The 20,548-nt window shown below is 56.3% G+C and carries 34 protein-coding genes; all 34 read right to left on the bottom strand.

All coding sequences use genetic code 11. The features are described 5' to 3' along the window. Positions 1-17: 17 nt before the first annotated feature. Positions 18-482: a bacterioferritin gene (gene bfr, locus FH041_RS19975; protein ID WP_023534970.1), complete on the bottom strand. Its 465-nt coding sequence runs from the start codon at positions 480-482 to the stop codon at positions 18-20. Positions 483-645: 163 nt separating this feature from the next. Then, on the bottom strand, positions 646-2,085 hold the full coding sequence (locus FH041_RS19970) for a catalase (protein WP_027915106.1): 1,440 nt from the start codon (positions 2,083-2,085) through the stop codon (positions 646-648). A 171-nt stretch (positions 2,086-2,256) separates the two neighbouring features. Next, positions 2,257-2,643 (bottom strand): 50S ribosomal protein L17, encoded by a 387-nt coding sequence (gene rplQ / locus FH041_RS19965; RefSeq protein ID WP_003255451.1) that lies wholly within the window; start codon positions 2,641-2,643, stop codon positions 2,257-2,259. A gap of 42 nt (positions 2,644-2,685) precedes the next feature. Continuing rightward, positions 2,686-3,687 (bottom strand): DNA-directed RNA polymerase subunit alpha, encoded by a 1,002-nt coding sequence (locus tag FH041_RS19960; protein WP_003255452.1) that lies wholly within the window; start codon positions 3,685-3,687, stop codon positions 2,686-2,688. Between the two features lie 22 nt (positions 3,688-3,709). Beyond that, positions 3,710-4,330 carry a 30S ribosomal protein S4 gene (gene rpsD / locus FH041_RS19955; RefSeq protein WP_003257114.1) on the bottom strand — a complete coding sequence of 207 codons (621 nt, stop codon included), beginning with the start codon at positions 4,328-4,330 and terminating at the stop codon, positions 3,710-3,712. Between the two features lie 15 nt (positions 4,331-4,345). Next, positions 4,346-4,735: a 30S ribosomal protein S11 gene (gene rpsK, locus FH041_RS19950; RefSeq protein ID WP_003255454.1), complete on the bottom strand. Its 390-nt coding sequence runs from the start codon at positions 4,733-4,735 to the stop codon at positions 4,346-4,348. A gap of 18 nt (positions 4,736-4,753) precedes the next feature. Next, positions 4,754-5,110, bottom strand: coding sequence for a 30S ribosomal protein S13 (gene rpsM / locus FH041_RS19945; RefSeq protein WP_009681976.1), 357 nt, complete (start codon positions 5,108-5,110; stop codon positions 4,754-4,756). Between the two features lie 131 nt (positions 5,111-5,241). Beyond that, a complete protein-coding gene (gene rpmJ / locus FH041_RS19940) occupies positions 5,242-5,358 on the bottom strand; it encodes a 50S ribosomal protein L36 (RefSeq protein WP_002555468.1) in 117 nt (38 codons plus the stop codon). 28 nt (positions 5,359-5,386) lie between these two features. After that, the gene (gene secY, locus FH041_RS19935; protein WP_003257108.1) at positions 5,387-6,718 is read right to left on the bottom strand and encodes a preprotein translocase subunit SecY; all 1,332 of its coding nucleotides are present in this window, start codon (positions 6,716-6,718) and stop codon (positions 5,387-5,389) included. Then, entirely contained in the window at positions 6,719-7,153 is a 435-nt protein-coding gene (rplO, locus tag FH041_RS19930) for a 50S ribosomal protein L15 (protein WP_023535012.1), read from the bottom strand. A 3-nt stretch (positions 7,154-7,156) separates the two neighbouring features. After that, entirely contained in the window at positions 7,157-7,333 is a 177-nt protein-coding gene (gene rpmD / locus FH041_RS19925; RefSeq protein WP_023535007.1) for a 50S ribosomal protein L30, read from the bottom strand. Positions 7,334-7,335: 2 nt separating this feature from the next. Next, the gene (gene rpsE, locus FH041_RS19920; protein WP_003255465.1) at positions 7,336-7,836 is read right to left on the bottom strand and encodes a 30S ribosomal protein S5; all 501 of its coding nucleotides are present in this window, start codon (positions 7,834-7,836) and stop codon (positions 7,336-7,338) included. 3 nt (positions 7,837-7,839) lie between these two features. Further along, the gene (rplR, locus tag FH041_RS19915) at positions 7,840-8,190 is read right to left on the bottom strand and encodes a 50S ribosomal protein L18 (protein WP_008089801.1); all 351 of its coding nucleotides are present in this window, start codon (positions 8,188-8,190) and stop codon (positions 7,840-7,842) included. A 10-nt stretch (positions 8,191-8,200) separates the two neighbouring features. After that, complete coding sequence (gene rplF, locus FH041_RS19910) at positions 8,201-8,734, bottom strand: 50S ribosomal protein L6 (RefSeq protein WP_009681972.1); 534 nt, start codon at positions 8,732-8,734, stop codon at positions 8,201-8,203. Positions 8,735-8,746: 12 nt separating this feature from the next. After that, positions 8,747-9,139, bottom strand: coding sequence for a 30S ribosomal protein S8 (gene rpsH, locus FH041_RS19905; RefSeq protein ID WP_008089805.1), 393 nt, complete (start codon positions 9,137-9,139; stop codon positions 8,747-8,749). A 209-nt stretch (positions 9,140-9,348) separates the two neighbouring features. After that, positions 9,349-9,654, bottom strand: a complete 306-nt coding sequence (rpsN, locus tag FH041_RS19900) for a 30S ribosomal protein S14 (RefSeq protein ID WP_023534988.1) — start codon at positions 9,652-9,654, stop codon at positions 9,349-9,351. A 13-nt stretch (positions 9,655-9,667) separates the two neighbouring features. Continuing rightward, positions 9,668-10,207, bottom strand: a complete 540-nt coding sequence (gene rplE / locus FH041_RS19895; RefSeq protein WP_023535025.1) for a 50S ribosomal protein L5 — start codon at positions 10,205-10,207, stop codon at positions 9,668-9,670. A gap of 20 nt (positions 10,208-10,227) precedes the next feature. Next, a complete protein-coding gene (rplX, locus tag FH041_RS19890; protein WP_003255476.1) occupies positions 10,228-10,542 on the bottom strand; it encodes a 50S ribosomal protein L24 in 315 nt (104 codons plus the stop codon). Between the two features lie 11 nt (positions 10,543-10,553). Next, on the bottom strand, positions 10,554-10,922 hold the full coding sequence (rplN, locus tag FH041_RS19885; protein ID WP_002555479.1) for a 50S ribosomal protein L14: 369 nt from the start codon (positions 10,920-10,922) through the stop codon (positions 10,554-10,556). A gap of 23 nt (positions 10,923-10,945) precedes the next feature. Further along, positions 10,946-11,212, bottom strand: a complete 267-nt coding sequence (gene rpsQ / locus FH041_RS19880) for a 30S ribosomal protein S17 (RefSeq protein WP_023534981.1) — start codon at positions 11,210-11,212, stop codon at positions 10,946-10,948. Between the two features lie 2 nt (positions 11,213-11,214). After that, positions 11,215-11,406 (bottom strand): 50S ribosomal protein L29, encoded by a 192-nt coding sequence (rpmC, locus tag FH041_RS19875; RefSeq protein WP_002555481.1) that lies wholly within the window; start codon positions 11,404-11,406, stop codon positions 11,215-11,217. Beyond that, complete coding sequence (rplP, locus tag FH041_RS19870) at positions 11,406-11,819, bottom strand: 50S ribosomal protein L16 (RefSeq protein ID WP_003255479.1); 414 nt, start codon at positions 11,817-11,819, stop codon at positions 11,406-11,408. The genes rpmC and rplP overlap by 1 nt, the downstream gene beginning before the upstream one ends. 12 nt (positions 11,820-11,831) lie before the next feature. Then, complete coding sequence (rpsC, locus tag FH041_RS19865; RefSeq protein ID WP_023535026.1) at positions 11,832-12,518, bottom strand: 30S ribosomal protein S3; 687 nt, start codon at positions 12,516-12,518, stop codon at positions 11,832-11,834. A gap of 13 nt (positions 12,519-12,531) precedes the next feature. After that, the gene (rplV, locus tag FH041_RS19860) at positions 12,532-12,864 is read right to left on the bottom strand and encodes a 50S ribosomal protein L22 (protein WP_003103908.1); all 333 of its coding nucleotides are present in this window, start codon (positions 12,862-12,864) and stop codon (positions 12,532-12,534) included. An 11-nt stretch (positions 12,865-12,875) separates the two neighbouring features. Continuing rightward, the gene (rpsS, locus tag FH041_RS19855; protein WP_003255482.1) at positions 12,876-13,151 is read right to left on the bottom strand and encodes a 30S ribosomal protein S19; all 276 of its coding nucleotides are present in this window, start codon (positions 13,149-13,151) and stop codon (positions 12,876-12,878) included. A gap of 16 nt (positions 13,152-13,167) precedes the next feature. Beyond that, a complete protein-coding gene (gene rplB, locus FH041_RS19850) occupies positions 13,168-13,992 on the bottom strand; it encodes a 50S ribosomal protein L2 (protein ID WP_027915105.1) in 825 nt (274 codons plus the stop codon). A gap of 14 nt (positions 13,993-14,006) precedes the next feature. Further along, entirely contained in the window at positions 14,007-14,306 is a 300-nt protein-coding gene (rplW, locus tag FH041_RS19845; protein WP_003255484.1) for a 50S ribosomal protein L23, read from the bottom strand. Beyond that, entirely contained in the window at positions 14,303-14,905 is a 603-nt protein-coding gene (rplD, locus tag FH041_RS19840; protein WP_003255485.1) for a 50S ribosomal protein L4, read from the bottom strand. The genes rplW and rplD overlap by 4 nt, the downstream gene beginning before the upstream one ends. 12 nt (positions 14,906-14,917) lie before the next feature. Continuing rightward, entirely contained in the window at positions 14,918-15,553 is a 636-nt protein-coding gene (rplC, locus tag FH041_RS19835) for a 50S ribosomal protein L3 (protein ID WP_003257089.1), read from the bottom strand. Positions 15,554-15,633: 80 nt separating this feature from the next. After that, positions 15,634-15,945 carry a 30S ribosomal protein S10 gene (rpsJ, locus tag FH041_RS19830; protein WP_003186070.1) on the bottom strand — a complete coding sequence of 104 codons (312 nt, stop codon included), beginning with the start codon at positions 15,943-15,945 and terminating at the stop codon, positions 15,634-15,636. Between the two features lie 141 nt (positions 15,946-16,086). Next, on the bottom strand, positions 16,087-17,280 hold the full coding sequence (gene tuf / locus FH041_RS19825) for an elongation factor Tu (protein WP_038411791.1): 1,194 nt from the start codon (positions 17,278-17,280) through the stop codon (positions 16,087-16,089). A gap of 31 nt (positions 17,281-17,311) precedes the next feature. Then, positions 17,312-19,456: an elongation factor G gene (fusA, locus tag FH041_RS19820; RefSeq protein ID WP_023535524.1), complete on the bottom strand. Its 2,145-nt coding sequence runs from the start codon at positions 19,454-19,456 to the stop codon at positions 17,312-17,314. 30 nt (positions 19,457-19,486) lie between these two features. Beyond that, complete coding sequence (gene rpsG, locus FH041_RS19815; protein WP_003246741.1) at positions 19,487-19,957, bottom strand: 30S ribosomal protein S7; 471 nt, start codon at positions 19,955-19,957, stop codon at positions 19,487-19,489. Between the two features lie 106 nt (positions 19,958-20,063). Next, a complete protein-coding gene (gene rpsL, locus FH041_RS19810) occupies positions 20,064-20,435 on the bottom strand; it encodes a 30S ribosomal protein S12 (protein ID WP_003255492.1) in 372 nt (123 codons plus the stop codon). Positions 20,436-20,548: the final 113 nt, after the last annotated feature.

Raw genomic sequence — 20,548 nt, 5'->3', positions numbered from 1 at the left:
ACAATGCAATCGAAGCATTACATCTGTGATTGCAGGTAATTCTGCAGACCGATCGCCTTGATCAAGCCTTGCTGCTTCTCGAGCCAATAGGTGTGATCTTCCTCGGTATCGGCCAATTGCGCGCGCAGAATGTCACGGCTCACATAATCCTTGTGCAGTTCGCACAACTCGATCCCCTTGCAAAGCGCCGCTCGCACTTTGTATTCGAGCTTCAAATCCGCTTCGATCATTTCAGGGACAGTGGTTCCCACTTCGAGATCGTCCGCACGCATGTCCGGGGTGCCCTCGAGCATGAGAATGCGGCGCATCAAAGCGTCAGCGTGCTGCGCCTCTTCTTCCATCTCATGGTTGATGCGCTCGTAGAGCTTGGTCAGGCCCCAGTCTTCGTACATGCGCGAGTGAATGAAGTACTGGTCACGTGCAGCCAGTTCGCCCTTCAGCAGCATGACGAGGTAATTGATGACGTCTGGGTGGCCTTGCATCGCCGGGGTTCTCCATGTGAAAGCGTGTATGCCGCATAGTGTGAACCACGTTGTGCGCTTGGTCACTGAAAACCGCGCGACTCACTGGAAAAAATCGGGCAAACGGTAGTGATATTCATTGAAAAACCGCCCAAATGAGGGCGGTTATTCTTATCACTTCGACTTAGGCGATATTCATCCCAAGCGCCTTTGCGACACCTGCCCCGTAAGCGGGATCGGCTTTGAAGAAGTATTGCAATTGACGCTGGATGACATCGTCGGTAACTCCGGACATGGCCCCCGCAATGTTGTTGACCAGTAGCTCCTGCTGCGCCTGGCTCATCAGCCGGAACAGGGCGCCCGCGTGGCTGAAGTAATCGGTGTCCTCGCGATGATCATACCGGTCGGCCAAACCATTCAGCGCAAGCCCAGGCTCACCATGACGCGGCGATTGCTTGGGAGCATCCGCGTAGCTGTTGGGCTCATAATTGGGTGCCCCACCGTAGGTACCCAGCGCCATCGAGCCATCACGCTGGTAGCTGTTGACAGCACACCGGGGAGCATTCACCGGCAATTGCTGATGGTTGGTGCCTACCCGATAGCGGTGCGCATCGGCATAGGCGAACACGCGGCCTTGCAGCATGCGATCAGGTGACAGCCCCACCCCAGGCACCATGTTGCTCGGACCGAATGCAGCCTGCTCGACTTCGGCGAAGTAGTTCAGTGGGTTGCGGTTGAGCTCCAGTACACCCACTTCGATCAGCGGGTAATCTTTCTGCGACCAGGTCTTGGTCACGTCGAACGGATTTTCGGAACGGTTCGCGGCCTCTGCTTCAGCCATGACCTGAATGCACACCGTCCAGCGCGGGTGGTCGCCACGCTCGATGGCCTCGTACAGGTCGCGCTGGGCGTAATCCGGATCGGTGCCGGCCAGACGCGCAGCTTCAGCAGGCGCCAGGTTCTTGATGCCCTGCTGGGTCTTGAAGTGCCATTTGACCCACGTACGCTGACCGTCGGCGCTGATCAAGCTGTAGGTATGGCTGCCGAAGCCGTGCATATGCCGATAACCGTCGGGGATACCGCGGTCCGAAAACAAGATCGTGACCTGGTGCAGCGCTTCCGGCGAATGAGACCAGAAGTCCCACATCATCTGGGCATTTTTCAGATTGGTCTGAGGATGGCGTTTTTGCGTGTGAATGAAGTCTGGAAACTTCAGTGGATCACGGATGAAGAACACCGGCGTGTTATTGCCGACGATGTCCCAGTTGCCTTCTTCCGTATAGAACTTGACCGCAAACCCTCGTGGGTCACGCTCTGTGTCGGCCGAGCCACGCTCCCCACCTACCGTGGAAAATCGCAGAAACGTTTCGGTCTGCTTGCCAATTTGCTCAAACAGTTTCGCACTGGTGAGGTGAGTAATGTCGCGCGTCACCGTGAACGTACCGTAGGCACCAGAGCCTTTGGCATGCACACGTCGCTCAGGGATGTTTTCGCGGTTGAAATGCGCCAGCTTCTCGATCAGGTGGAAATCATCGAGCAGCAGTGGACCGCGTTGACCTGCGGTACGGGAGTTCTGGTTGTCCGCTACAGGGGCACCGCTGGCGGTAGTAAGCGTTTTGCTCATGGGCTCTCCTCGATCAGTCTCAAATGCCTGTTTATCGGCTTGAGAGGATTATCAGCAGAATTGGCCCCACCTGGAAATTTATTGAATTACTGAATGTGATAGATAGTTTTAATAACCTTAAATACAAAAAACCGGGCACTAGGCCCGGTTCTTTGTAGCAGACAAAACGTCTTACTCGGCAGCTTCTACAGCACCACCGACTGGACGATCAACCAGCTCGACGTACGCCATTGGCGCGTTGTCGCCAGCGCGGAAACCGCACTTCAGGATGCGCAGGTAGCCGCCCTGACGGGTGGCGTAGCGCTTGCCCAGATCGTTGAACAGTTTACCAACAGCGGACTTCGAACGGGTACGGTCGAAAGCCAGACGACGGTTGGCAACGCTGTCTTCCTTGGCCAGGGTGATCAGCGGCTCGGCAACGCGACGCAGTTCCTTGGCTTTCGGCAGGGTGGTTTTGATCAGCTCGTGCTCGATCAACGACACTGCCATGTTCTGGAACATAGCCTTGCGGTGAGAGCTGGTGCGGCTCAGGTGACGTCCACTTTTACGATGACGCATGATTCATTCCTTACCAAACACTACGTTCGGTGATTACGACGATCAGGCGGTCGCCTTGTCGTCCTTCTTAAGACTTGCAGGCGGCCAGTTGTCGAGGCGCATGCCGAGAGACAGACCACGAGAGGCCAGGACGTCCTTGATTTCAGTCAGGGACTTCTTGCCAAGGTTAGGAGTCTTCAACAGCTCTACTTCGGTACGCTGAATCAGGTCGCCGATGTAGTAGATGTTCTCCGCCTTCAGGCAGTTGGCCGAACGTACAGTCAGTTCCAGGTCGTCAACCGGACGTAGCAGGATCGGATCGATCTCGTCTTCCTGCTCGACTACGACAGGCTCACTGTCACCTTTGAGGTCGACGAACGCGGCCAACTGCTGTTGCAGGATGGTCGCAGCGCGGCGGATAGCCTCTTCAGGATCCAGGGTGCCGTTGGTTTCCAGATCAATGACCAGCTTGTCCAAGTTGGTACGCTGTTCAACACGTGCGTTTTCGACCACATAGGCGATACGACGCACAGGGCTGAACGAAGCGTCCAACTGCAGACGGCCAATGCTACGGCTTTCGTCTTCGTCGGTCTGACGGGAGTCGGCCGGCTCGTAACCGCGACCACGAGCTACAGTGAGCTTCATGTTCAGGGCGCCATTCGACGCCAGGTTCGCGATTACGTGATCGGGGTTGACGATCTCGACATCGTGATCCAGCTGAATATCGGCAGCGGTAACCACCCCCGAACCCTTTTTCGACAAGGTCAGCGTAACTTCGTCACGACCGTGCAGTTTGATAGCCAGGCCTTTCAGGTTCAACAGGATTTCAATGACATCTTCCTGTACACCTTCGATCGCGGAGTACTCGTGGAGTACGCCATCGATCTCGGCCTCGACTACTGCACAGCCAGGCATGGAGGACAACAGGATGCGGCGCAGCGCGTTGCCCAGGGTATGGCCGAAGCCACGCTCGAGAGGCTCGAGCGTGATCTTGGCGCGGGTCGGACTGACTACCTGCACATCAATGTGGCGGGGAGTCAGGAACTCATTTACCGAAATCTGCATGGATGCACCTATTTTCTAGCCCTTACTTGGAGTAGAGCTCGACAATCAGGTTTTCGTTGATGTCGGCAGACAGGTCGCTGCGAGCAGGAACGTTCTTGAAAACGCCCGACTTTTTGGCAGCATCCACGTCAACCCACTCAACGCGGCCACGCTGGGCACACAGTTCAAGGGCTTGAACAATGCGCAGCTGGTTCAGCGACTTCTCACGAACCGCGACCACGTCACCCGGACGAACTTGGTAGGATGGAATGTTTACAGTCTTACCGTTGACGCTGATCGCTTTGTGCGAAACCAGCTGACGGGACTCGGAACGAGTCGAGCCGAAGCCCATACGGTAAACGACGTTATCCAGACGGCACTCGAGCAGTTGCAGCAGGTTCTCACCGGTTGCGCCTTTTTTCGAGGCAGCGGCCTGGTAGTAACCGCGGAACTGACGCTCCAGAACACCGTAGATACGACGGACTTTTTGTTTCTCGCGCAGCTGGGTACCGTAGTCGGACTGACGGCCACGGCGCTGGCCGTGGATACCTGGGGCTGCTTCGATGTTGCACTTCGATTCCAGAGCGCGAACGCCGCTCTTCAGGAACAGATCGGTGCCTTCACGACGAGACAGTTTGCATTTTGGACCAATGTAACGTGCCATTTATCTGTCTCCTGATTACACGCGACGCTTCTTCGGCGGACGGCACCCGTTATGCGGGATTGGCGTCACGTCGGTGATGCTGGCGATCTTGTAGCCGCAGCTGTTCAATGCACGAACGGCGGACTCACGACCTGGACCTGGACCCTTGACGTTTACGTCGAGGTTCTTCAGACCGTATTCCAGCGCAGCTTGACCAGCACGCTCAGCAGCGATCTGGGCTGCGAACGGGGTGGATTTGCGCGAACCACGGAAACCCGAACCACCGGAGGTCGCCCAGGACAAAGCATTGCCCTGACGGTCGGTGATGGTCACGATGGTGTTGTTAAAAGAAGCGTGGATGTGGGCGATGCCATCAACCACTGTCTTTTTGACTTTTTTACGAGGACGAGCAGCAGGTTTTGCCATGTCTATATTCCTGGGCGATTACTTGCGGATCGGCTTACGCGGGCCCTTACGGGTGCGTGCGTTGGTCTTGGTGCGCTGACCGCGAACCGGCAGACCTTTACGATGACGCAGGCCGCGGTAGCAACCCAGGTCCATCAAGCGCTTGATCTTCATGTTTACGTCACGGCGCAGGTCACCTTCGGTGGTGAACTTCGCGACTTCGCCACGCAGGGTTTCGATTTGCTCGTCGCTCAGATCCTTGATCTTAGCGGCTGGATTTACACCAGCATCTACACAGATTTTCTGTGCAGTAGTGCGACCGACACCATAGATGTAGGTCAGCGAGATAACAGTATGCTTGTTATCTGGAATGTTAACGCCTGCAATACGGGCCATTCAGTGGGACTCCAATTGACAGCTACCTACGCCCCGGAAGCCAAGAAATAGGGCGCGAGATAATATCGCTGTAGAAACAAATAATCAACCCAGCAGCACACTAGCTGCTGGGTTTGAAGCGCGAATCACACTCAGCCTTGGCGCTGTTTGTGACGCGGTTCCGCGCTGCAAATCACTCGTACGACGCCTTCGCGACGGATGATCTTGCAGTTGCGGCACAGCTTTTTCACCGATGCACGAACTTTCATTACCGACTCCTCGAACCTTAGGGGCTTATCAGCGCAGCAAACCGCTGCCACCGTAGCCTTTCAGGTTGGCTTTCTTCATCAGGGATTCGTACTGGTGCGAAACGAGGTGCGATTGTACTTGGGACATGAAGTCCATCACAACCACTACCACAATCAGCAACGAGGTCCCGCCAAGGTAGAACGGCACATTTGCTGCCACCACCAGGAACTGGGGCAGAAGGCAGACGGCCATCATGTAAAGAGCACCGAACATGGTCAGACGAGTCAGAACGCCATCAATGTAGCGCGCCGACTGCTCACCAGGACGGATACCCGGAATAAAGGCACCGGACTTCTTCAGGTTTTCCGCTACGTCTTTCGGATTGAACATCAATGCTGTGTAGAAGAAGCAGAAGAAAATGATCCCTGCACTAAACAGCAGAATGTTCAACGGCTGACCAGGAGCGATCGACTGCGAGATGTCCTGCAGCCAGCCCATACCTTCGGACTGACCGAACCAGGCACCCAGCGAAGCCGGAAACAGCAAGATGCTGCTCGCGAAGATGGCCGGGATAACCCCCGCCATGTTCACCTTCAGCGGCAAGTGGCTGGTCTGCGCAGCGAAGACCTTGCGGCCCTGCTGGCGCTTGGCGTAATGAACGGCAATACGCCGCTGACCACGCTCGATGAACACCACGAAACCGATGATCGCTACTGCCAGCAAACCGATAGCGACCAGGGCGAAAATGTTGATATCACCCGTGCGTGCAGACTCGAAAGACTGCCCGATTGCTCTCGGAAGACCGGCAACGATACCTGCGAAAATCAACATCGAGATACCGTTGCCCACACCGCGCTCGGTGATCTGCTCGCCCAGCCACATCATGAACATTGCGCCTGCCACAAAGGTGGAGACGGCAACGACATGGAAGCCGAGGCCTACAGAAAACGCCACGCCCTGGTTGGCCAGGCCAATGGACATGCCAATGGCTTGGACCAGCGCCAGGATAACGGTGCCGTAGCGGGTGTACTGGCTGATCTTGCGACGGCCAGCTTCACCTTCCTTCTTCAACTGCTCCAGTTGCGGGCTGACCGCGGTCATCAGCTGCATGATGATCGATGCCGAAATGTACGGCATGATCCCCAATGCAAAGATGCTCATGCGCTCAAGCGCGCCACCGGAAAACATGTTGAACAAGCTAAGAATGGTCCCCTCATTCTGCCGAAACAGATCCGCCAGACGGTCCGGATTGATGCCGGGAACCGGGATATGCGCACCTATCCGATAGACGATGATCGCCATGAACAGAAAGCGCAGACGAGCCCAGAGTTCCGACATCCCGCCCTTACCGAGCGAAGAGAGAGCACCTTGCTTAGCCATTTATTCCTCGAACTTGCCGCCAGCTGCTTCGATAGCCGCACGCGCACCCTTGGTGGCTGCGATACCCTTGATGGTGACTGCGCGAGTGACTTCGCCAGACAGCATGATTTTCACACGCTGTACGTTCTGGCCGATCACGTTGGCATCCTTCAGGGATTGCACGGAGATCACGTCGCCGTCCACTTTGGCCAACTCGGACAGACGCACTTCTGCGCGGTCCATGGCTTTCAGGGAAACGAAGCCGAACTTCGGCAGACGACGGTGCAGCGGCTGTTGACCGCCTTCGAAGCCCGGAGCGATGGTGCCACCGGAACGGGAGGTCTGACCTTTGTGACCACGGCCACCAGTCTTACCCAAACCGCTACCGATACCACGGCCCGGACGATGCTTCTCGCGACGGGAACCCGGCGCTGGACTCAGATCATTGAGTTTCATTGATTAACCCTCGACCTTCAGCATGTAGTAAGCCTTGTTGATCATCCCGCGGTTCTCGGGAGTATCTTGGACTTCTACAGTGTGACCGATGCGACGCAGACCCAGGCCTTTAACGCACAGAATGTGGTTAGGCAGACGGCCGGCGGTGCTTTTGATCAGCGTTACTTTAACGGTTGCCATGATCAGAAGATCTCCTCGACGCTCTTGCCGCGCTTGGCAGCAATGGATTCAGGAGATTGCATGGCTTTCAGACCCTTGAAGGTGGCGTAAACCACGTTCACTGGGTTGGTCGAACCGTAGCACTTGGCCAGAACGTTCTGAACACCAGCAACTTCCAGGACGGCACGCATTGCGCCACCGGCGATGATACCGGTACCTTCCGACGCAGGCTGCATGTAAACCTTCGAGGCGCCATGGGCGGCCTTGGTGGCGTACTGCAGAGTGGTGCCCTTCAGGTCTACCTGAATCATGTTGCGACGAGCAGCTTCCATGGCTTTCTGGATCGCGGCAGGTACTTCGCGCGACTTGCCACGGCCGAAGCCAACACGACCCTTGCCATCACCCACCACGGTCAGCGCGGTGAAGGTGAAGATACGGCCGCCTTTTACGGTTTTGGCAACGCGGTTAACTTGAACCAGCTTCTCGATGTAGCCTTCGTCGCGCTTTTGATCGTTATTTGCCATAACTTAGAACTCCAGCCCGCCTTCACGAGCAGCATCAGCCAGCGCTTTGACGCGGCCATGGTACTTGAAGCCGGAACGGTCAAAGGCAACTTGAGATACACCGGCGGCTTTCGCACGCTCAGCTACCAGCTTGCCAACCTTAGTGGCCGCGTCGATGTTGCCAGTGGCGCCATCACGCAGGTCTTTGTCCAAGGTCGAGGCGCTTGCCAGAACCTTGCTGCCGTCGGCCGAAATGACCTGGGCGTAGATATGCTGCGAGGAGCGGAACACGCACAGGCGCACGACTTCGAGTTCGTGCATCTTGAGACGTGCTTTGCGAGCGCGACGCAGTCGAGTAACTTTTTTGTCGGTCATTTGCTAGGCCCTACTTCTTCTTGGCTTCTTTACGACGGACTACTTCGTCCGCGTAACGCACACCCTTGCCTTTGTAAGGCTCTGGCGGACGGAAATCGCGGATTTCAGCGGCCACCTGACCCACCAGCTGCTTATCGATACCCTTGATCAGGATGTCGGTTTGGCTTGGGGTTTCTGCGGTGATACCGGCTGGCAGTTCGTAGTCCACTGGATGCGAGAAGCCCAGAGCCAGGTTCAGGACGGTGCCTTTTGCCTGTGCCTTGTAACCAACACCGACCAGCTGGAGCTTGCGCTCGAAGCCTTGGCTTACGCCTTGGACCATGTTGTTCACCAGAGCGCGGGTAGTACCGGCCATGGCGCGAGCTTGCTGATCACCGTTGCGAGCGACGAAGCGCAGTTCGCCGGACTCTTCGGTAACTTCAACAGACGAGTGAACGTTCAGTTCGAGAGTGCCCTTGGCACCCTTCACCGAAAGCTGCTGGCCGGCGAATTTTACTTCGACGCCTGCTGGCAGCTTAACGGGGTTCTTAGCGACGCGAGACATGCCTATCTCCCCTTAGAACACTGTGCACAGAACTTCGCCGCCGACACCGGCAGCGCGCGCAGCGCGGTCAGTCATCACACCTTTGTTGGTGGAGACGATAGACACGCCCAGGCCGCCACGTACTTTCGGCAGATCTGTGACGGACTTGTACTGGCGCAGGCCTGGACGGCTGGAGCGCTTCAGTTCCTCGATGACCGGACGGCCTTCGAAGTACTTGAGTTCGATCGACAGGGAAGGCTTGGCTTCACCAGTTACCTGGTAACCAGCGATGTAACCTTCATCTTTCAGAACTTTGGCAACCGCGACCTTCAGGGTGGAGGAAGGCATGCTTACGACGGACTTTTCAGCCATCTGGGCATTACGGATGCGAGTTAGCATGTCCGCTAACGGGTCCTGCATACTCATGGGCTAGATGCTCCTGATACAAGAATTATTAGCCTTGCGGCTATCACAACCACCTGAACAGGCAGGGCAAGAAGCCCAGGCTCAGGTGAGCCGGTCATTCTAGACACAAGCCAGAAACGAAACAAGCCCCATGTAGGGGCTTGTTCGTGGGAAGCGTCACCGGCGGTCGGAAGATTAACCCCCTACGCCGACGACTCAACCTGCAGCGATTACCAGGAGGCCTTGACCAGACCTGGTACGTCGCCACGCATTGCCGCTTGACGCAGCATGTTACGGCCCAGGCCGAACTTACGGTATACACCGTGAGGACGACCGGTCAGGCGGCAACGGTTGCGCAGGCGTGCAGCGCTAGCATCGCGAGGCTGCTTCTGCAGAGCGACAACGGCAGCGAAACGCTCTTCAGGAGAGGCGTTCAGATTGACGATGGTCGCTTTCAGCTCAGCGCGCTTTTTAGCGTACTTGGCTACCGTTTGCTGACGCTTCAGCTCACGGTTTTTCATGCTCTTCTTGGCCATTTTCCTACTCCAATCAGTTGCGGAACGGGAACTTGAAAGCACGCAGCAGAGCGCGGCCTTCGTCGTCCGAACGAGCAGTGGTGGTCAGGGTGATGTCCAAACCGCGCAGAGCATCGATCTTGTCGTAGTCGATTTCCGGGAAGATGATCTGCTCTTTCACGCCCATGCTGTAGTTGCCACGACCGTCGAAGGACTTGGCATTCAGGCCGCGGAAGTCGCGAACCCGAGGCAGGGAGATCGCCAGCAGGCGGTCCAGGAATTCGTACATCTTGTCGCTACGCAGGGTCACCTTGACGCCGATCGGCCAGCCTTCGCGGACTTTGAAGCCAGCGATGGATTTGCGAGCGAAAGTCACGACCGGCTTTTGACCGGTGATCTTTTCCAGGTCGGCAACAGCGTGCTCGATGACCTTCTTGTCACCGATCGCTTCGCCCAGACCCATGTTCAGGGTGATTTTGGTAACGCGCGGAACTTCCATCACGTTCGACAGCTTAAGTTCATCCTTAAGCTTAGGAGCGATCTCGTTCCGGTAAATCTCTTTCAGTCGTGCCATGGTCTTCTACCTAGCAGTGTTCAAGCATCAACCGCTTTTTGGGTCGACTTGAAGACACGAATTTTCTTACCGTCTTCTACTTTGAAACCAACGCGGTCAGCCTTGTTGGTTTCACCGTTGAAGATGGCAACGTTGGAAGCGTGCAGAGGCGCTTCTTTTTCGACGATACCGCCCTGAACGCCCGCCATCGGGTTAGGCTTGGTATGACGCTTGACCAGGTTCACACCACCGATGACCAGACGGTCGTCAGCGAGAACCTTCAGCACCTTACCGCGCTTACCTTTGTCTTTGCCGGCGATCACGATGATCTCGTCGTCACGACGAATCTTTTGCATGTCGGATCTCCTTACAGCACTTCAGGGGCGAGCGAGACGATCTTCATGAACTTCTCAGTACGAAGTTCACGGGTCACTGGCCCGAAGATGCGAGTGCCGATCGGCTCTTGCTTGTTGTTCAGCAGAACAGCAGCGTTGCCGTCGAAACGAATGATGGAACCGTCAGCGCGACGAACACCGTGACGGGTGCGCACGACAACAGCAGTCATCACTTGGCCTTTTTTGACCTTACCGCGCGGAATTGCTTCCTTGACGGTAACTTTGATGATGTCACCGATGCCGGCGTAACGGCGGTGAGAACCGCCGAGCACCTTGATGCACATGACGCGACGAGCGCCGCTGTTATCGGCCACATCGAGCATGGATTGAGTCTGAATCATAAAATTTCTCCGACCCCTAGCCCTTAGACTTCAACAGCGCGTTCGAGGACTTCAACCAGTGCCCAGGACTTGGTCTTGGCCAGCGGACGGGTTTCGGTAATGGAAACCTTGTCGCCGATCTTGCACTGATTGGTTTCGTCGTGCGCATGCAGCTTAGTCGAACGCTTAACGTATTTACCGTAGATCGGGTGCTTAACGCGACGCTCGATCAGAACGGTGATGGTCTTGTCCATTTTGTCGCTGACGACACGGCCAGTCAGCGTACGGACGGTTTTTTCAGCTTCAGCCATGATCACTTACCTGCCTGCTGGTTGAGCACAGTCTTCACGCGAGCGATGTCACGCTTGACTTGCGAGAGCAGGTGCGACTGCCCCAACTGGCCAGTTGCTTTCTGCATACGCAGATTGAACTGGTCGCGCAGCAAGCCGAGCAGTTGCTCGTTCAGTTGCTGTGCGGATTTTTCACGAAGTTCATTCGCTTTCATCACATCACCGTCCGCTTAACAAAGGAGGTGGCGAGAGGCAGCTTCGCAGCGGCCAGAGCGAAAGCTTCGCGCGCCAGCTCTTCAGAAACACCCTCGATCTCGTACAGGACTTTGCCTGGCTGGATCTGGGCAACCCAGTACTCAACGGAACCCTTACCTTTACCCATACGAACCTCGAGAGGCTTCTTGGAGATCGGCTTGTCCGGGAATACACGGATCCAGATCTTGCCGCCACGTTTTACGTGACGGGTCAGCGCACGACGTGCGGACTCGATCTGGCGGGCGGTGAGGCGACCGCGAGCAACAGCTTTCAGGGCGAATTCGCCGAAGCTGACTTTGCTACCGCGCAGTGCCAGACCACGGTTGTGGCCAGTCATCTGCTTGCGGAATTTTGTACGCTTAGGTTGCAACATTTGGCGTACCCCTTACTTAGCAGCTTTTTTACGAGGCGCTGGTGCTTGTGGTTTCAGTTCTTCTTGGCGACCACCAATAACTTCGCCTTTGAAAATCCAAACCTTCACACCGATCACACCGTAAGTGGTGTGAGCTTCGTAGGTGTTGTAGTCGATATCGGCACGCAGGGTGTGCAGAGGCACACGACCTTCGCGATACCACTCGGTACGAGCAATCTCAGCGCCGCCGAGACGACCGCTCACCTGGATCTTGATGCCCTTGGCACCAATACGCATGGCGTTCTGTACGGCGCGCTTCATGGCGCGACGGAACATAACGCGGCGTTCCAGCTGCTGAGCTACGCTTTGCGCAACCAGCATGGCGTCGAGTTCCGGCTTGCGGATCTCTTCGATGTTGATGTGCACAGGCACACCCATCTGCTTGGTCAGGTCCTGGCGCAGCTTCTCGACATCCTCACCTTTCTTCCCGATAACGATACCTGGACGAGCGGTGTGGATGGTGATGCGTGCAGTTTGAGCCGGACGATGAATATCGATACGGCTTACGGACGCGCTTTTTAGTTTGTCGTGGAGGTACTCACGCGTTTTCAGATCCTTCAACAGGTAATCTGCGTAAGTAGCACCGTCTGCGTACCAGACGGAGGTGTGCTCCTTGACGATTCCCAGGCGAATGCCAGTGGGATGTACTTTCTGACCCATCTGATCGACTCCGTTACTTGTCCGCAACCTTGACAGTGATATGGCAAGACCGCTTGACGATGCGATCAGCACGGCCTTTGGCACGTGGCATGATGCGCTTCAGCGAACGCCCTTCGTTGACGAAGACGGTGGAGACCTTCAGGTCATCAACGTCTGCGCCTTCGTTGTGTTCGGCGTTGGCTACGGCCGACTCGAGGACTTTCTTCATGATTTCAGCGGCTTTTTTGCTGCTGAAGGCCAACAGGTTGAGCGCTTCGCCCACCTTCTTCCCGCGGATCTGGTCGGCGACCAAGCGGGCTTTCTGGGCGGAGATTCGAGCGCCCGACAACTTAGCGGCTACTTCCATTTCCTTACCCCTTAACGCTTGGCTTTCTTGTCAGCCACGTGCCCGCGATAGGTGCGGGTACCGGCGAACTCGCCCAGTTTGTGGCCGACCATGTCTTCGTTCACGAGAACTGGAACATGCTGGCGACCGTTGTGAACCGCGATGGTCAGACCGACCATTTGTGGCAGGATCATCGAGCGACGCGACCAGGTTTTAACTGGTTTGCGATCGTTCTTCTCCACCGCCACTTCGACCTTCTTCAAGAGGTGAAGATCGATAAAAGGACCTTTTTTCAGAGAACGTGGCACTGTCGTATCCCTCTAGTTACTTGCGACGACGGACGATCATGTTGTCGGTACGCTTATTACCACGGGTTTTAGCACCCTTGGTTGGGAAGCCCCATGGCGATACCGGATGACGACCACCGGAGGTACGACCTTCACCACCACCATGTGGGTGGTCAACCGGGTTCATGGCAACACCACGAACGGTTGGGCGAACGCCGCGCCAGCGTTTGGCACCAGCTTTACCCAGCGAACGCAGGCTGTGCTCGGAGTTCGAGACTTCGCCCAGGGTCGCACGGCACTCAGCCAGGACTTTACGCATTTCACCAGAGCGCAGACGCAGGGTCACGTAGACACCTTCACGAGCGATCAGCTGAGCCGAAGCACCAGCGGAACGAGCGATCTGTGCACCTTTACCCGGCTTCAGTTCGATGCCGTGAATGGTGCTACCTACTGGAATGTTGCGCAGCTGCAGGGAGTTACCGGCCTTGATTGGGGCCAGGGCACCTGCGATCAGCTGGTCGCCAGCGCTCACGCCTTTAGGGGCGATGATGTAGCGACGCTCACCGTCTGCGTAGCACAGCAGGGCGATGTGAGCAGTACGGTTTGGATCGTATTCGATACGCTCGACAGTGGCTGGGATGCCATCTTTGTCGTTGCGACGGAAGTCGACCAGACGGTAATGCTGCTTATGACCACCACCTACGTGACGCGTAGTGATGCGGCCATTGTTGTTACGACCACCAGACTTCGATTTTTTCTCGAGCAGCGGTGCGTGAGGAGCGCCTTTATGCAGCTCCTTGTTGACCACCTTGACCACGAAACGGCGGCCAGGGGAAGTCGGTTTGCATTTAACGATTGCCATGATGCACCCCTTCCTTACTCAGCACTGCTGCTGAAATCGAGATCTTGGCCTGGCTGAAGGGAGACGATCGCCTTCTTCCAGTCATTACGCTTGCCCAGACCACGTGCGGTACGCTTGGTTTTACCCAGAACGTTAACGGTCGACACGTTTTCAACTTTTACGTTGAACAGGCCTTCGACAGCTTTCTTGATTTCCAGCTTGGTTGCGTCAGTAGCAACCTTGAATACGAACTGGCCTTTCTTCTCAGCCAGAACGGTAGCCTTCTCGGAAACGTGCGGGCCAAGGAGGACTTTGAATACGCGTTCCTGGTTCATCCCAGCAGCTCCTCGAATTTCTTCACGGCCGAGACAGTGATCAACACTTTCTCGTATGCGATCAGACTGACCGGGTCGGAACCTTGTACGTCACGAACGTCGACGTGCGGCAGGTTACGAGCAGCCAGGTACAGGTTCTGATCAACAGCGTCGGAAACGATCAACACATCGCTCAGACCCATGCCGTTCAGCTTGTTCAGCAGATCTTTGGTTTTCGGTGCTTCAACAGCGAAGTCCTGAACCACGACCAGACGGTCGCTACGCACCAGCTCAGCGAGGATGGAGCGCAGAGCTGCGCGATACATCTTCTTGTTGAGCTTCTGCGAGTGATCTTGAGGGCGAGCTGCGAAGGTTACACCACCGCCACGCCAGATCGGACCACGAGTGGTACCAGCACGAGCACGGCCAGTACCCTTCTGACGCCATGGGCGCTTACCGCCACCAGCCACGTCGGAACGGGTCTTTTGCTGCTTGGTGCCCTGACGGCCGCCGGCCATGTAGGCCACGACTGCTTGGTGTACCAGCGTCTCGTTGAATTCGCCACCGAAAGTCAGTTCGGAAACTTCGATCGCCTGAGCGTCATTTACATTAAGTTGCATGTCAGTTTCCCCTTAACCGCGAGCCTTGACAGCTGGACGTACAACCACGTCGCCGCCAGTAGCGCCTGGAACGGCACCCTTGACCAGCAACAGGTTGCGCTCAGCGTCTACGCGAACAACTTCCAGGGACTGAACAGTCACGCGCTCGGCGCCCATGTGACCGGACATCTTCTTGCCCTTGAACACACGACCAGGAGTCTGGCACTGGCCGATGGAACCTGGGACACGGTGCGACACGGAGTTACCGTGGGTGTTGTCCTGGCCACGGAAGTTCCAGCGCTTGATGGTACCGGCGAAGCCTTTACCCTTGGACTGACCAGTAACGTCTACCAGCTGGCCTGCAGTGAAGAGTTCAGCTTTGATCAGATCGCCAGCCTGGAAATCGCCTTCTTCAAGACGGAACTCCCAAACACCGCGACCAGCAGCAACGTTGGCCTTGGCAAAGTGGCCTGCCTGAGCGGCAGTCACGCGCGAAGCACGACGCTCGCCGACAGTGACTTGCACTGCACGGTAGCCATCGGTTTCTTCAGTTTTGAACTGGGTGACGCGATTCGGCTCGATCTCAATGACCGTGACCGGAATGGAGACACCTTCTTCGGTGAAAATGCGGGTCATACCGCACTTGCGACCGATTACACCAATAGTCATGTTGTAAACCTCATGAGTGTACGGGGCTTTCACCCGCTATGGCCGCCCATTTCAGAGCGTTACACGACCAGACCGAAGTCTTAGCCGAGGCTGATCTGTACTTCCACACCTGCCGCCAGATCAAGCTTCATCAGCGCGTCAACGGTTTTATCCGTTGGCTGGACGATGTCCAGAACACGCTTATGAGTGCGAATCTCGTACTGATCACGCGCGTCTTTGTTGACGTGCGGGGAGACCAGAACGGTGAAACGCTCTTTGCGGGTAGGCAGTGGAATTGGACCACGCACTTGTGCACCAGTACGTTTCGCGGTTTCCACGATTTCCTGGGTGGATTGGTCGATCAGGCGATGGTCGAAAGCCTTCAACCTGATACGGATTTGCTGATTTTGCATTGGATTTCAGACTCCAGGCTGTTCCCAACGGACGCACTACGCCCGCTAAAAGGAGGCGTGATTCTATAGATGCCCCCATTTGGTGTCAACCCAATAAAAAAAGCCCCCGCTGAGCGGGGGCTTTTTCAATCGGTCGAGTGGTTACTCGATGATTTTGGCTACGACGCCGGCGCCGACGGTACGACCGCCTTCACGGATAGCGAAGCGCAGACCGTCTTCCATTGCGATGGTCTTGATCAGGGTAACAGTCATCTGAATGTTGTCACCTGGCATTACCATTTCAACGCCTTCCGGCAGTTCGCAGTTACCGGTCACGTCAGTGGTACGGAAGTAGAACTGAGGACGGTAGCCTTTGAAGAACGGAGTGTGACGACCGCCTTCTTCTTTCGACAGAACGTAGACTTCTGCGGTGAACTTGGTGTGCGGCTTGACCGAACCTGGCTTGACCAGAACCTGGCCACGCTCAACGTCGTCACGCTTGGTACCACGCAGCAGAACGCCGCAGTTCTCGCCAGCACGGCCTTCGTCCAGCAGCTTGCGGAACATCTCAACACCGGTGCAGGTGGTGGTGGTGGTGTCACGCAGACCAACGATTTCCAGCGGATCCTGAACGCGGACGATACCACGCTCGATACGACCGGTTACAACGGTACCACGACCCGAGATCGAGAACACGTCTTCGATCGGCATCAGGAAAGGCTGGTCGATGGCACGAACTGGCTCAGGGATGTAGGAATCCAGAGTTTCTACCAGCTTCTTAACAGCGGTAGTGCCCATTTCGTTGTCGTCTTTGCCTTCCAGCGCCATACGAGCCGAACCGATGATGATCGGGGTGTCGTCGCCTGGGAAGTCGTAGGTGGACAGCAGGTCGCGAACTTCCATCTCGACCAGTTCCAGCAGCTCAGCGTCGTCTACCAGGTCAGCCTTGTTCAGGAAGACCACGATGTACGGAACGCCAACCTGACGGGACAGCAGGATGTGCTCACGGGTTTGTGGCATCGGACCATCGGCGGCCGAGCAAACCAGGATCGCGCCGTCCATCTGGGCAGCACCGGTGATCATGTTCTTCACGTAGTCAGCGTGACCTGGGCAGTCAACGTGAGCGTAGTGACGAATGGTCGAGTTGTACTCAACGTGAGCGGTGTTGATGGTGATACCGCGCGCTTTTTCTTCCGGAGCCGAGTCGATCTTGTCGAACTCAACGACTGCCGAACCGAATACTTCGGAGCAGACGCGAGTCAGAGCTGCGGTCAGAGTGGTCTTACCGTGGTCAACGTGGCCGATAGTGCCGACGTTAACGTGGGGAAGGGAACGATCAAATTTTTCTTTAGCCACGACAGTGAACTCCTAGCCTAAAGGGGCTGAATCAGCCTTGTTTTTTAATGAGAGCTTCGACGATGTTCGACGGAGCTTCAGCGTACTTGGAGAATTCCATGGAGTAGCTTGCGCGACCCTGAGACATGGAACGAACGTCGGTCGCGTAACCGAACATTTCCCCGAGCGGAACTTCAGCGCGGACGACGCGGCCAGAGACCGACTCATCCATACCCTGTACCAGACCACGACGACGGTTCAGGTCACCCATCACGTCACCCAGGTAGTCTTCCGGGGTTACAACTTCGACCTTCATGATCGGCTCGAGAACCACGCCGCCGCCCTTCTGGGCCAGCTGCTTGGTTGCCATCGATGCAGCGATCTTGAACGCCATTTCGTTGGAGTCGACGTCGTGGTACGAACCGTCGAATACCGTGGCCTTCAGGCCGATCAGAGGATAGCCGGCAACGACGCCGTTCTTCATCTGCTCTTCGATACCCTTCTGGATCGGGGCGATGAATTCCTTCGGAATCACACCACCAACGACTTCGTTGGTAAACACCAGACCTTCGGTGATGTTGCCTTTCTCGTCCACTTCCGGCTCCGAGAAACGGATCCAGCAGTGACCGAACTGACCACGACCACCCGACTGACGAACGAATTTGCCTTCGATCTCGACGTTGGACTTGGTGATCTTCTCGCGGTACGAAACCTGAGGCTTACCGATGTTGGCTTCGACGTTGAATTCGCGCTTCATGCGGTCAACGAGGATGTCCAGGTGCAGCTCACCCATACCGGAGATGATGGTCTGGCCGGTTTCTTCGTCGGTCTTGACGCGGAACGACGGGTCTTCCTGGGCCAGCTTGCCCAGTGCGATACCCATCTTCTCCTGGTCGGCCTTGGTTTTCGGCTCGACGGACAGGGAGATTACCGGCTCCGGGAAGTCCATACGCTCAAGGATGATTGGATGATCGGCGTTGCACAGGGTTTCACCGGTGGTCACGTCTTTCATGCCGATCAGAGCGGCGATGTCGCCAGCGCGCACTTCCTTGATCTCTTCACGCTGGTTGGCGTGCATCTGCACCATACGACCAACGCGCTCTTTCTTGCCTTTGACCGAGTTGATCACGGAGTCGCCGGAGCTCAGAACACCCGAGTAGACGCGAACGAAGGTCAGAGTACCTACGAACGGGTCGGTCGCGATCTTGAACGCCAGGGCCGAGAACGGCTCGTTGTCGTCGGCGTGACGCTCGTCTTTACGAACAGCCGGGTCTTCCTTGTCCAGATCCTTGTCGTCCGGGTTGATACCCTGGATGGCAGGAATCTCGGTAGGAGCAGGCAGGTAGTCGATGACGGCGTCGAGAACCAGGGGAACACCCTTGTTCTTGAACGACGAACCGCAAACAGCTGGAACGATTTCGCTGGCCAGGGTGCGCGCGCGCAGGCCTGCCTTGATCTCGTCAACGGTGAGCTCACCGCCTTCCAGGTACTTGTTCATCAGCTCTTCGTTGGCTTCAGCGGCAGCTTCAACCATGTTGTTGCGCCACTCTTCAGCCAGCTCAAGCATGTCCGCAGGAATTTCTTCCTCGCGGTAGGTGGTGCCCTTGTCGTCGTCGTTCCAGTAGATAGCCTTCATCTTGATCAGGTCGACCTGACCCTGGAAGTTATCTTCCGAACCGATGGCCAGCTGAACCGGAACCGGGGTGTGACCCAGACGGTTCTTGATCTGACCTACGACGCGCAGGAAGTTGGCACCGGCACGGTCCATCTTGTTCACGTAAACAACACGTGGAACACCGTACTTGTTGGCCTGACGCCATACGGTTTCGGACTGAGGCTCGACACCGGAGGTGCCGCAGAACACAACGACCGCACCGTCGAGTACGCGCAGCGAACGTTCTACTTCAATGGTGAAGTCAACGTGGCCGGGAGTATCGATGACGTTTACGCGGTAGTTGTCGTACTGACCAACGGAACCTTTCCAGAAGGTGGTCACGGCAGCGGAGGTAATGGTGATACCGCGCTCCTGCTCCTGCACCATCCAGTCGGTGGTCGCGGCGCCGTCGTGCACCTCGCCCATCTTGTGGCTCAGACCTGTGTAGAACAGGATCCGCTCGGTAGTGGTGGTCTTGCCCGCGTCAACGTGGGCACAGATACCAATGTTACGGTAGCGGTTAATTGCTGTAGTACGAGCCATAAAGCCCTCGCAAAGTGATTGATGCTTGAATTAGAAGCGGTAGTGCGAGAACGCTTTGTTGGCTTCAGCCATACGGTGAACGTCTTCACGCTTCTTCACTGCAGCACCCTTGCCTTCGGCAGCATCCAGCAGTTCACCGGCCAGGCGCAGGGCCATCGACTTCTCGCCGCGCTTACGGGCGTAGTCTACGAGCCAGCGCATTGCCAGAGCGTTACGACGGGATGGACGAACTTCAACCGGAACCTGGTAAGTGGCACCGCCGACACGACGGGACTTAACTTCGACCAGCGGAGCGATGGCGTCGAGAGCTTTCTCGAAGATTTCCAGGGGGTCGCTGTTCTTGCGTGCTTTGACGGTATCCAGGGCACCATAAACGATGCGCTCGGCTACGGCCTTCTTGCCGCTTTCCATCACGTGGTTCATGAACTTGGCGAGAATCTGCGATCCGTACTTAGGATCGTCAAGGATCTCACGTTTTGCTGCTACACGACGTCTTGGCATGATAAGCCCTCAAACGGTCTTCAGGTTAGCCCGGGACCTGGGTCTACGACCCCCGCCCGACCTTACTCTTATCGACTCAAAAAAATGGATGTCTGCAAACGGCCGATTACTTCGGACGCTTGGTACCGTACTTCGAACGACCCTGGTTACGGCCTTTAACGCCCGAGGTATCCAGAGAGCCGCGAACGGTGTGGTAACGAACACCTGGCAAGTCTTTTACACGGCCGCCACGGATCAGGACGACGCTGTGCTCTTGCAGGTTGTGGCCTTCACCGCCGATGTACGAGGAAACCTCGAAACCGTTGGTCAGACGCACACGGCATACTTTACGCAGTGCCGAGTTAGGTTTTTTCGGCGTGGTGGTGTACACACGGGTGCACACGCCACGACGTTGCGGGCAGTTCTGCAGCGCAGGAACGTCGGACTTCTCGACCGAACGCTTACGCGGCTGACGTACCAGCTGGTTGATAGTTGCCATCTACTAGCTCCACTGATTGTCTTGCGACTCTATTGTCTTGCAAGAAAGCCAAAAATTGGCGAGACGGAGCCTCACCAAATTTAAGGGTACAAAAGTCTAAAGAGGATCTTGCA

The sequence above is a fragment of the Pseudomonas sp. SWI7 genome (genome assembly GCF_006351945.1).
Lineage (GTDB): Bacteria > Pseudomonadota > Gammaproteobacteria > Pseudomonadales > Pseudomonadaceae > Aquipseudomonas > Aquipseudomonas fulva.
Note: the sequence above shows the minus strand (reverse complement) of the source record. Positions and strands in the feature narration are given on the sequence as shown.

Bases quoted from the DNA above. Each gene is read 5' to 3' on its own strand.
- rplW (WP_003255484.1), bottom strand. From the start codon at position 14,306: ATGAACCAGGAACGCGTATTCAAAGTCCTCCTTGGCCCGCACGTTTCC.
- rplD (WP_003255485.1), bottom strand. From the start codon at position 14,905: ATGCAACTTAATGTAAATGACGCTCAGGCGATCGAAGTTTCCGAACTG.
- rplB (WP_027915105.1), bottom strand. From the start codon at position 13,992: ATGGCAATCGTTAAATGCAAACCGACTTCCCCTGGCCGCCGTTTCGTG.
- rpmJ (WP_002555468.1), bottom strand. From the start codon at position 5,358: ATGAAAGTTCGTGCATCGGTGAAAAAGCTGTGCCGCAACTGCAAGATC.
- secY (WP_003257108.1), bottom strand. From the start codon at position 6,718: ATGGCTAAGCAAGGTGCTCTCTCTTCGCTCGGTAAGGGCGGGATGTCG.
- rplP (WP_003255479.1), bottom strand. From the start codon at position 11,819: ATGTTGCAACCTAAGCGTACAAAATTCCGCAAGCAGATGACTGGCCAC.
- rpsD (WP_003257114.1), bottom strand. From the start codon at position 4,330: ATGGCACGTTACATTGGTCCAAAATGCAAACTGTCTCGTCGTGAAGGC.
- rpsE (WP_003255465.1), bottom strand. From the start codon at position 7,836: ATGGCAAATAACGATCAAAAGCGCGACGAAGGCTACATCGAGAAGCTG.
- rpsC (WP_023535026.1), bottom strand. From the start codon at position 12,518: ATGGGTCAGAAAGTACATCCCACTGGCATTCGCCTGGGAATCGTCAAG.
- fusA (WP_023535524.1), bottom strand. From the start codon at position 19,456: ATGGCTCGTACTACAGCAATTAACCGCTACCGTAACATTGGTATCTGT.
- rplQ (WP_003255451.1), bottom strand. From the start codon at position 2,643: ATGCGTCATCGTAAAAGTGGACGTCACCTGAGCCGCACCAGCTCTCAC.
- rpsH (WP_008089805.1), bottom strand. From the start codon at position 9,139: ATGAGTATGCAGGACCCGTTAGCGGACATGCTAACTCGCATCCGTAAT.
- rpmD (WP_023535007.1), bottom strand. From the start codon at position 7,333: ATGGCAACCGTTAAAGTAACGCTGATCAAAAGCACCGCCGGCCGTCTG.
- rplR (WP_008089801.1), bottom strand. From the start codon at position 8,190: ATGACCGACAAAAAAGTTACTCGACTGCGTCGCGCTCGCAAAGCACGT.
- rplV (WP_003103908.1), bottom strand. From the start codon at position 12,864: ATGGAAGTAGCCGCTAAGTTGTCGGGCGCTCGAATCTCCGCCCAGAAA.
- rplN (WP_002555479.1), bottom strand. From the start codon at position 10,922: ATGATTCAGACTCAATCCATGCTCGATGTGGCCGATAACAGCGGCGCT.
- rpsM (WP_009681976.1), bottom strand. From the start codon at position 5,110: ATGGCCCGTATTGCAGGCGTTAACATTCCAGATAACAAGCATACTGTT.
- FH041_RS19960 (WP_003255452.1), bottom strand. From the start codon at position 3,687: ATGCAGATTTCGGTAAATGAGTTCCTGACTCCCCGCCACATTGATGTG.
- rplF (WP_009681972.1), bottom strand. From the start codon at position 8,734: ATGTCTCGCGTCGCTAAGAACCCCGTTAAGCTGCCAGCAGGCGTCGAA.
- rplO (WP_023535012.1), bottom strand. From the start codon at position 7,153: ATGAAACTCAATGATCTGAGTCCAGCGCCGGGTTCCCGTCGCGAGAAG.
- rpsK (WP_003255454.1), bottom strand. From the start codon at position 4,735: ATGGCAAAACCTGCTGCTCGTCCTCGTAAAAAAGTCAAAAAGACAGTG.
- rplX (WP_003255476.1), bottom strand. From the start codon at position 10,542: ATGCAAAAGATTCGTCGTGACGACGAGATCATCGTGATCGCCGGCAAA.
- rplE (WP_023535025.1), bottom strand. From the start codon at position 10,207: ATGGCACGACTGAAAGAGATTTACCGGAACGAGATCGCTCCTAAGCTT.
- rplC (WP_003257089.1), bottom strand. From the start codon at position 15,553: ATGACTATTGGTGTAATCGGTCGCAAGTGCGGTATGACCCGCATTTTC.
- rpmC (WP_002555481.1), bottom strand. From the start codon at position 11,406: ATGAAAGCGAATGAACTTCGTGAAAAATCCGCACAGCAACTGAACGAG.
- rpsQ (WP_023534981.1), bottom strand. From the start codon at position 11,212: ATGGCTGAAGCTGAAAAAACCGTCCGTACGCTGACTGGCCGTGTCGTC.
- FH041_RS19970 (WP_027915106.1), bottom strand. From the start codon at position 2,085: ATGAGCAAAACGCTTACTACCGCCAGCGGTGCCCCTGTAGCGGACAAC.
- rpsN (WP_023534988.1), bottom strand. From the start codon at position 9,654: ATGGCCAAGAAGAGCATGAAAAACCGTGAGCTGAAGCGTCAGCAAACG.
- bfr (WP_023534970.1), bottom strand. From the start codon at position 482: ATGCAAGGCCACCCAGACGTCATCAATTACCTCGTCATGCTGCTGAAG.
- rpsL (WP_003255492.1), bottom strand. From the start codon at position 20,435: ATGGCAACTATCAACCAGCTGGTACGTCAGCCGCGTAAGCGTTCGGTC.
- rpsG (WP_003246741.1), bottom strand. From the start codon at position 19,957: ATGCCAAGACGTCGTGTAGCAGCAAAACGTGAGATCCTTGACGATCCT.
- rpsJ (WP_003186070.1), bottom strand. From the start codon at position 15,945: ATGCAAAATCAGCAAATCCGTATCAGGTTGAAGGCTTTCGACCATCGC.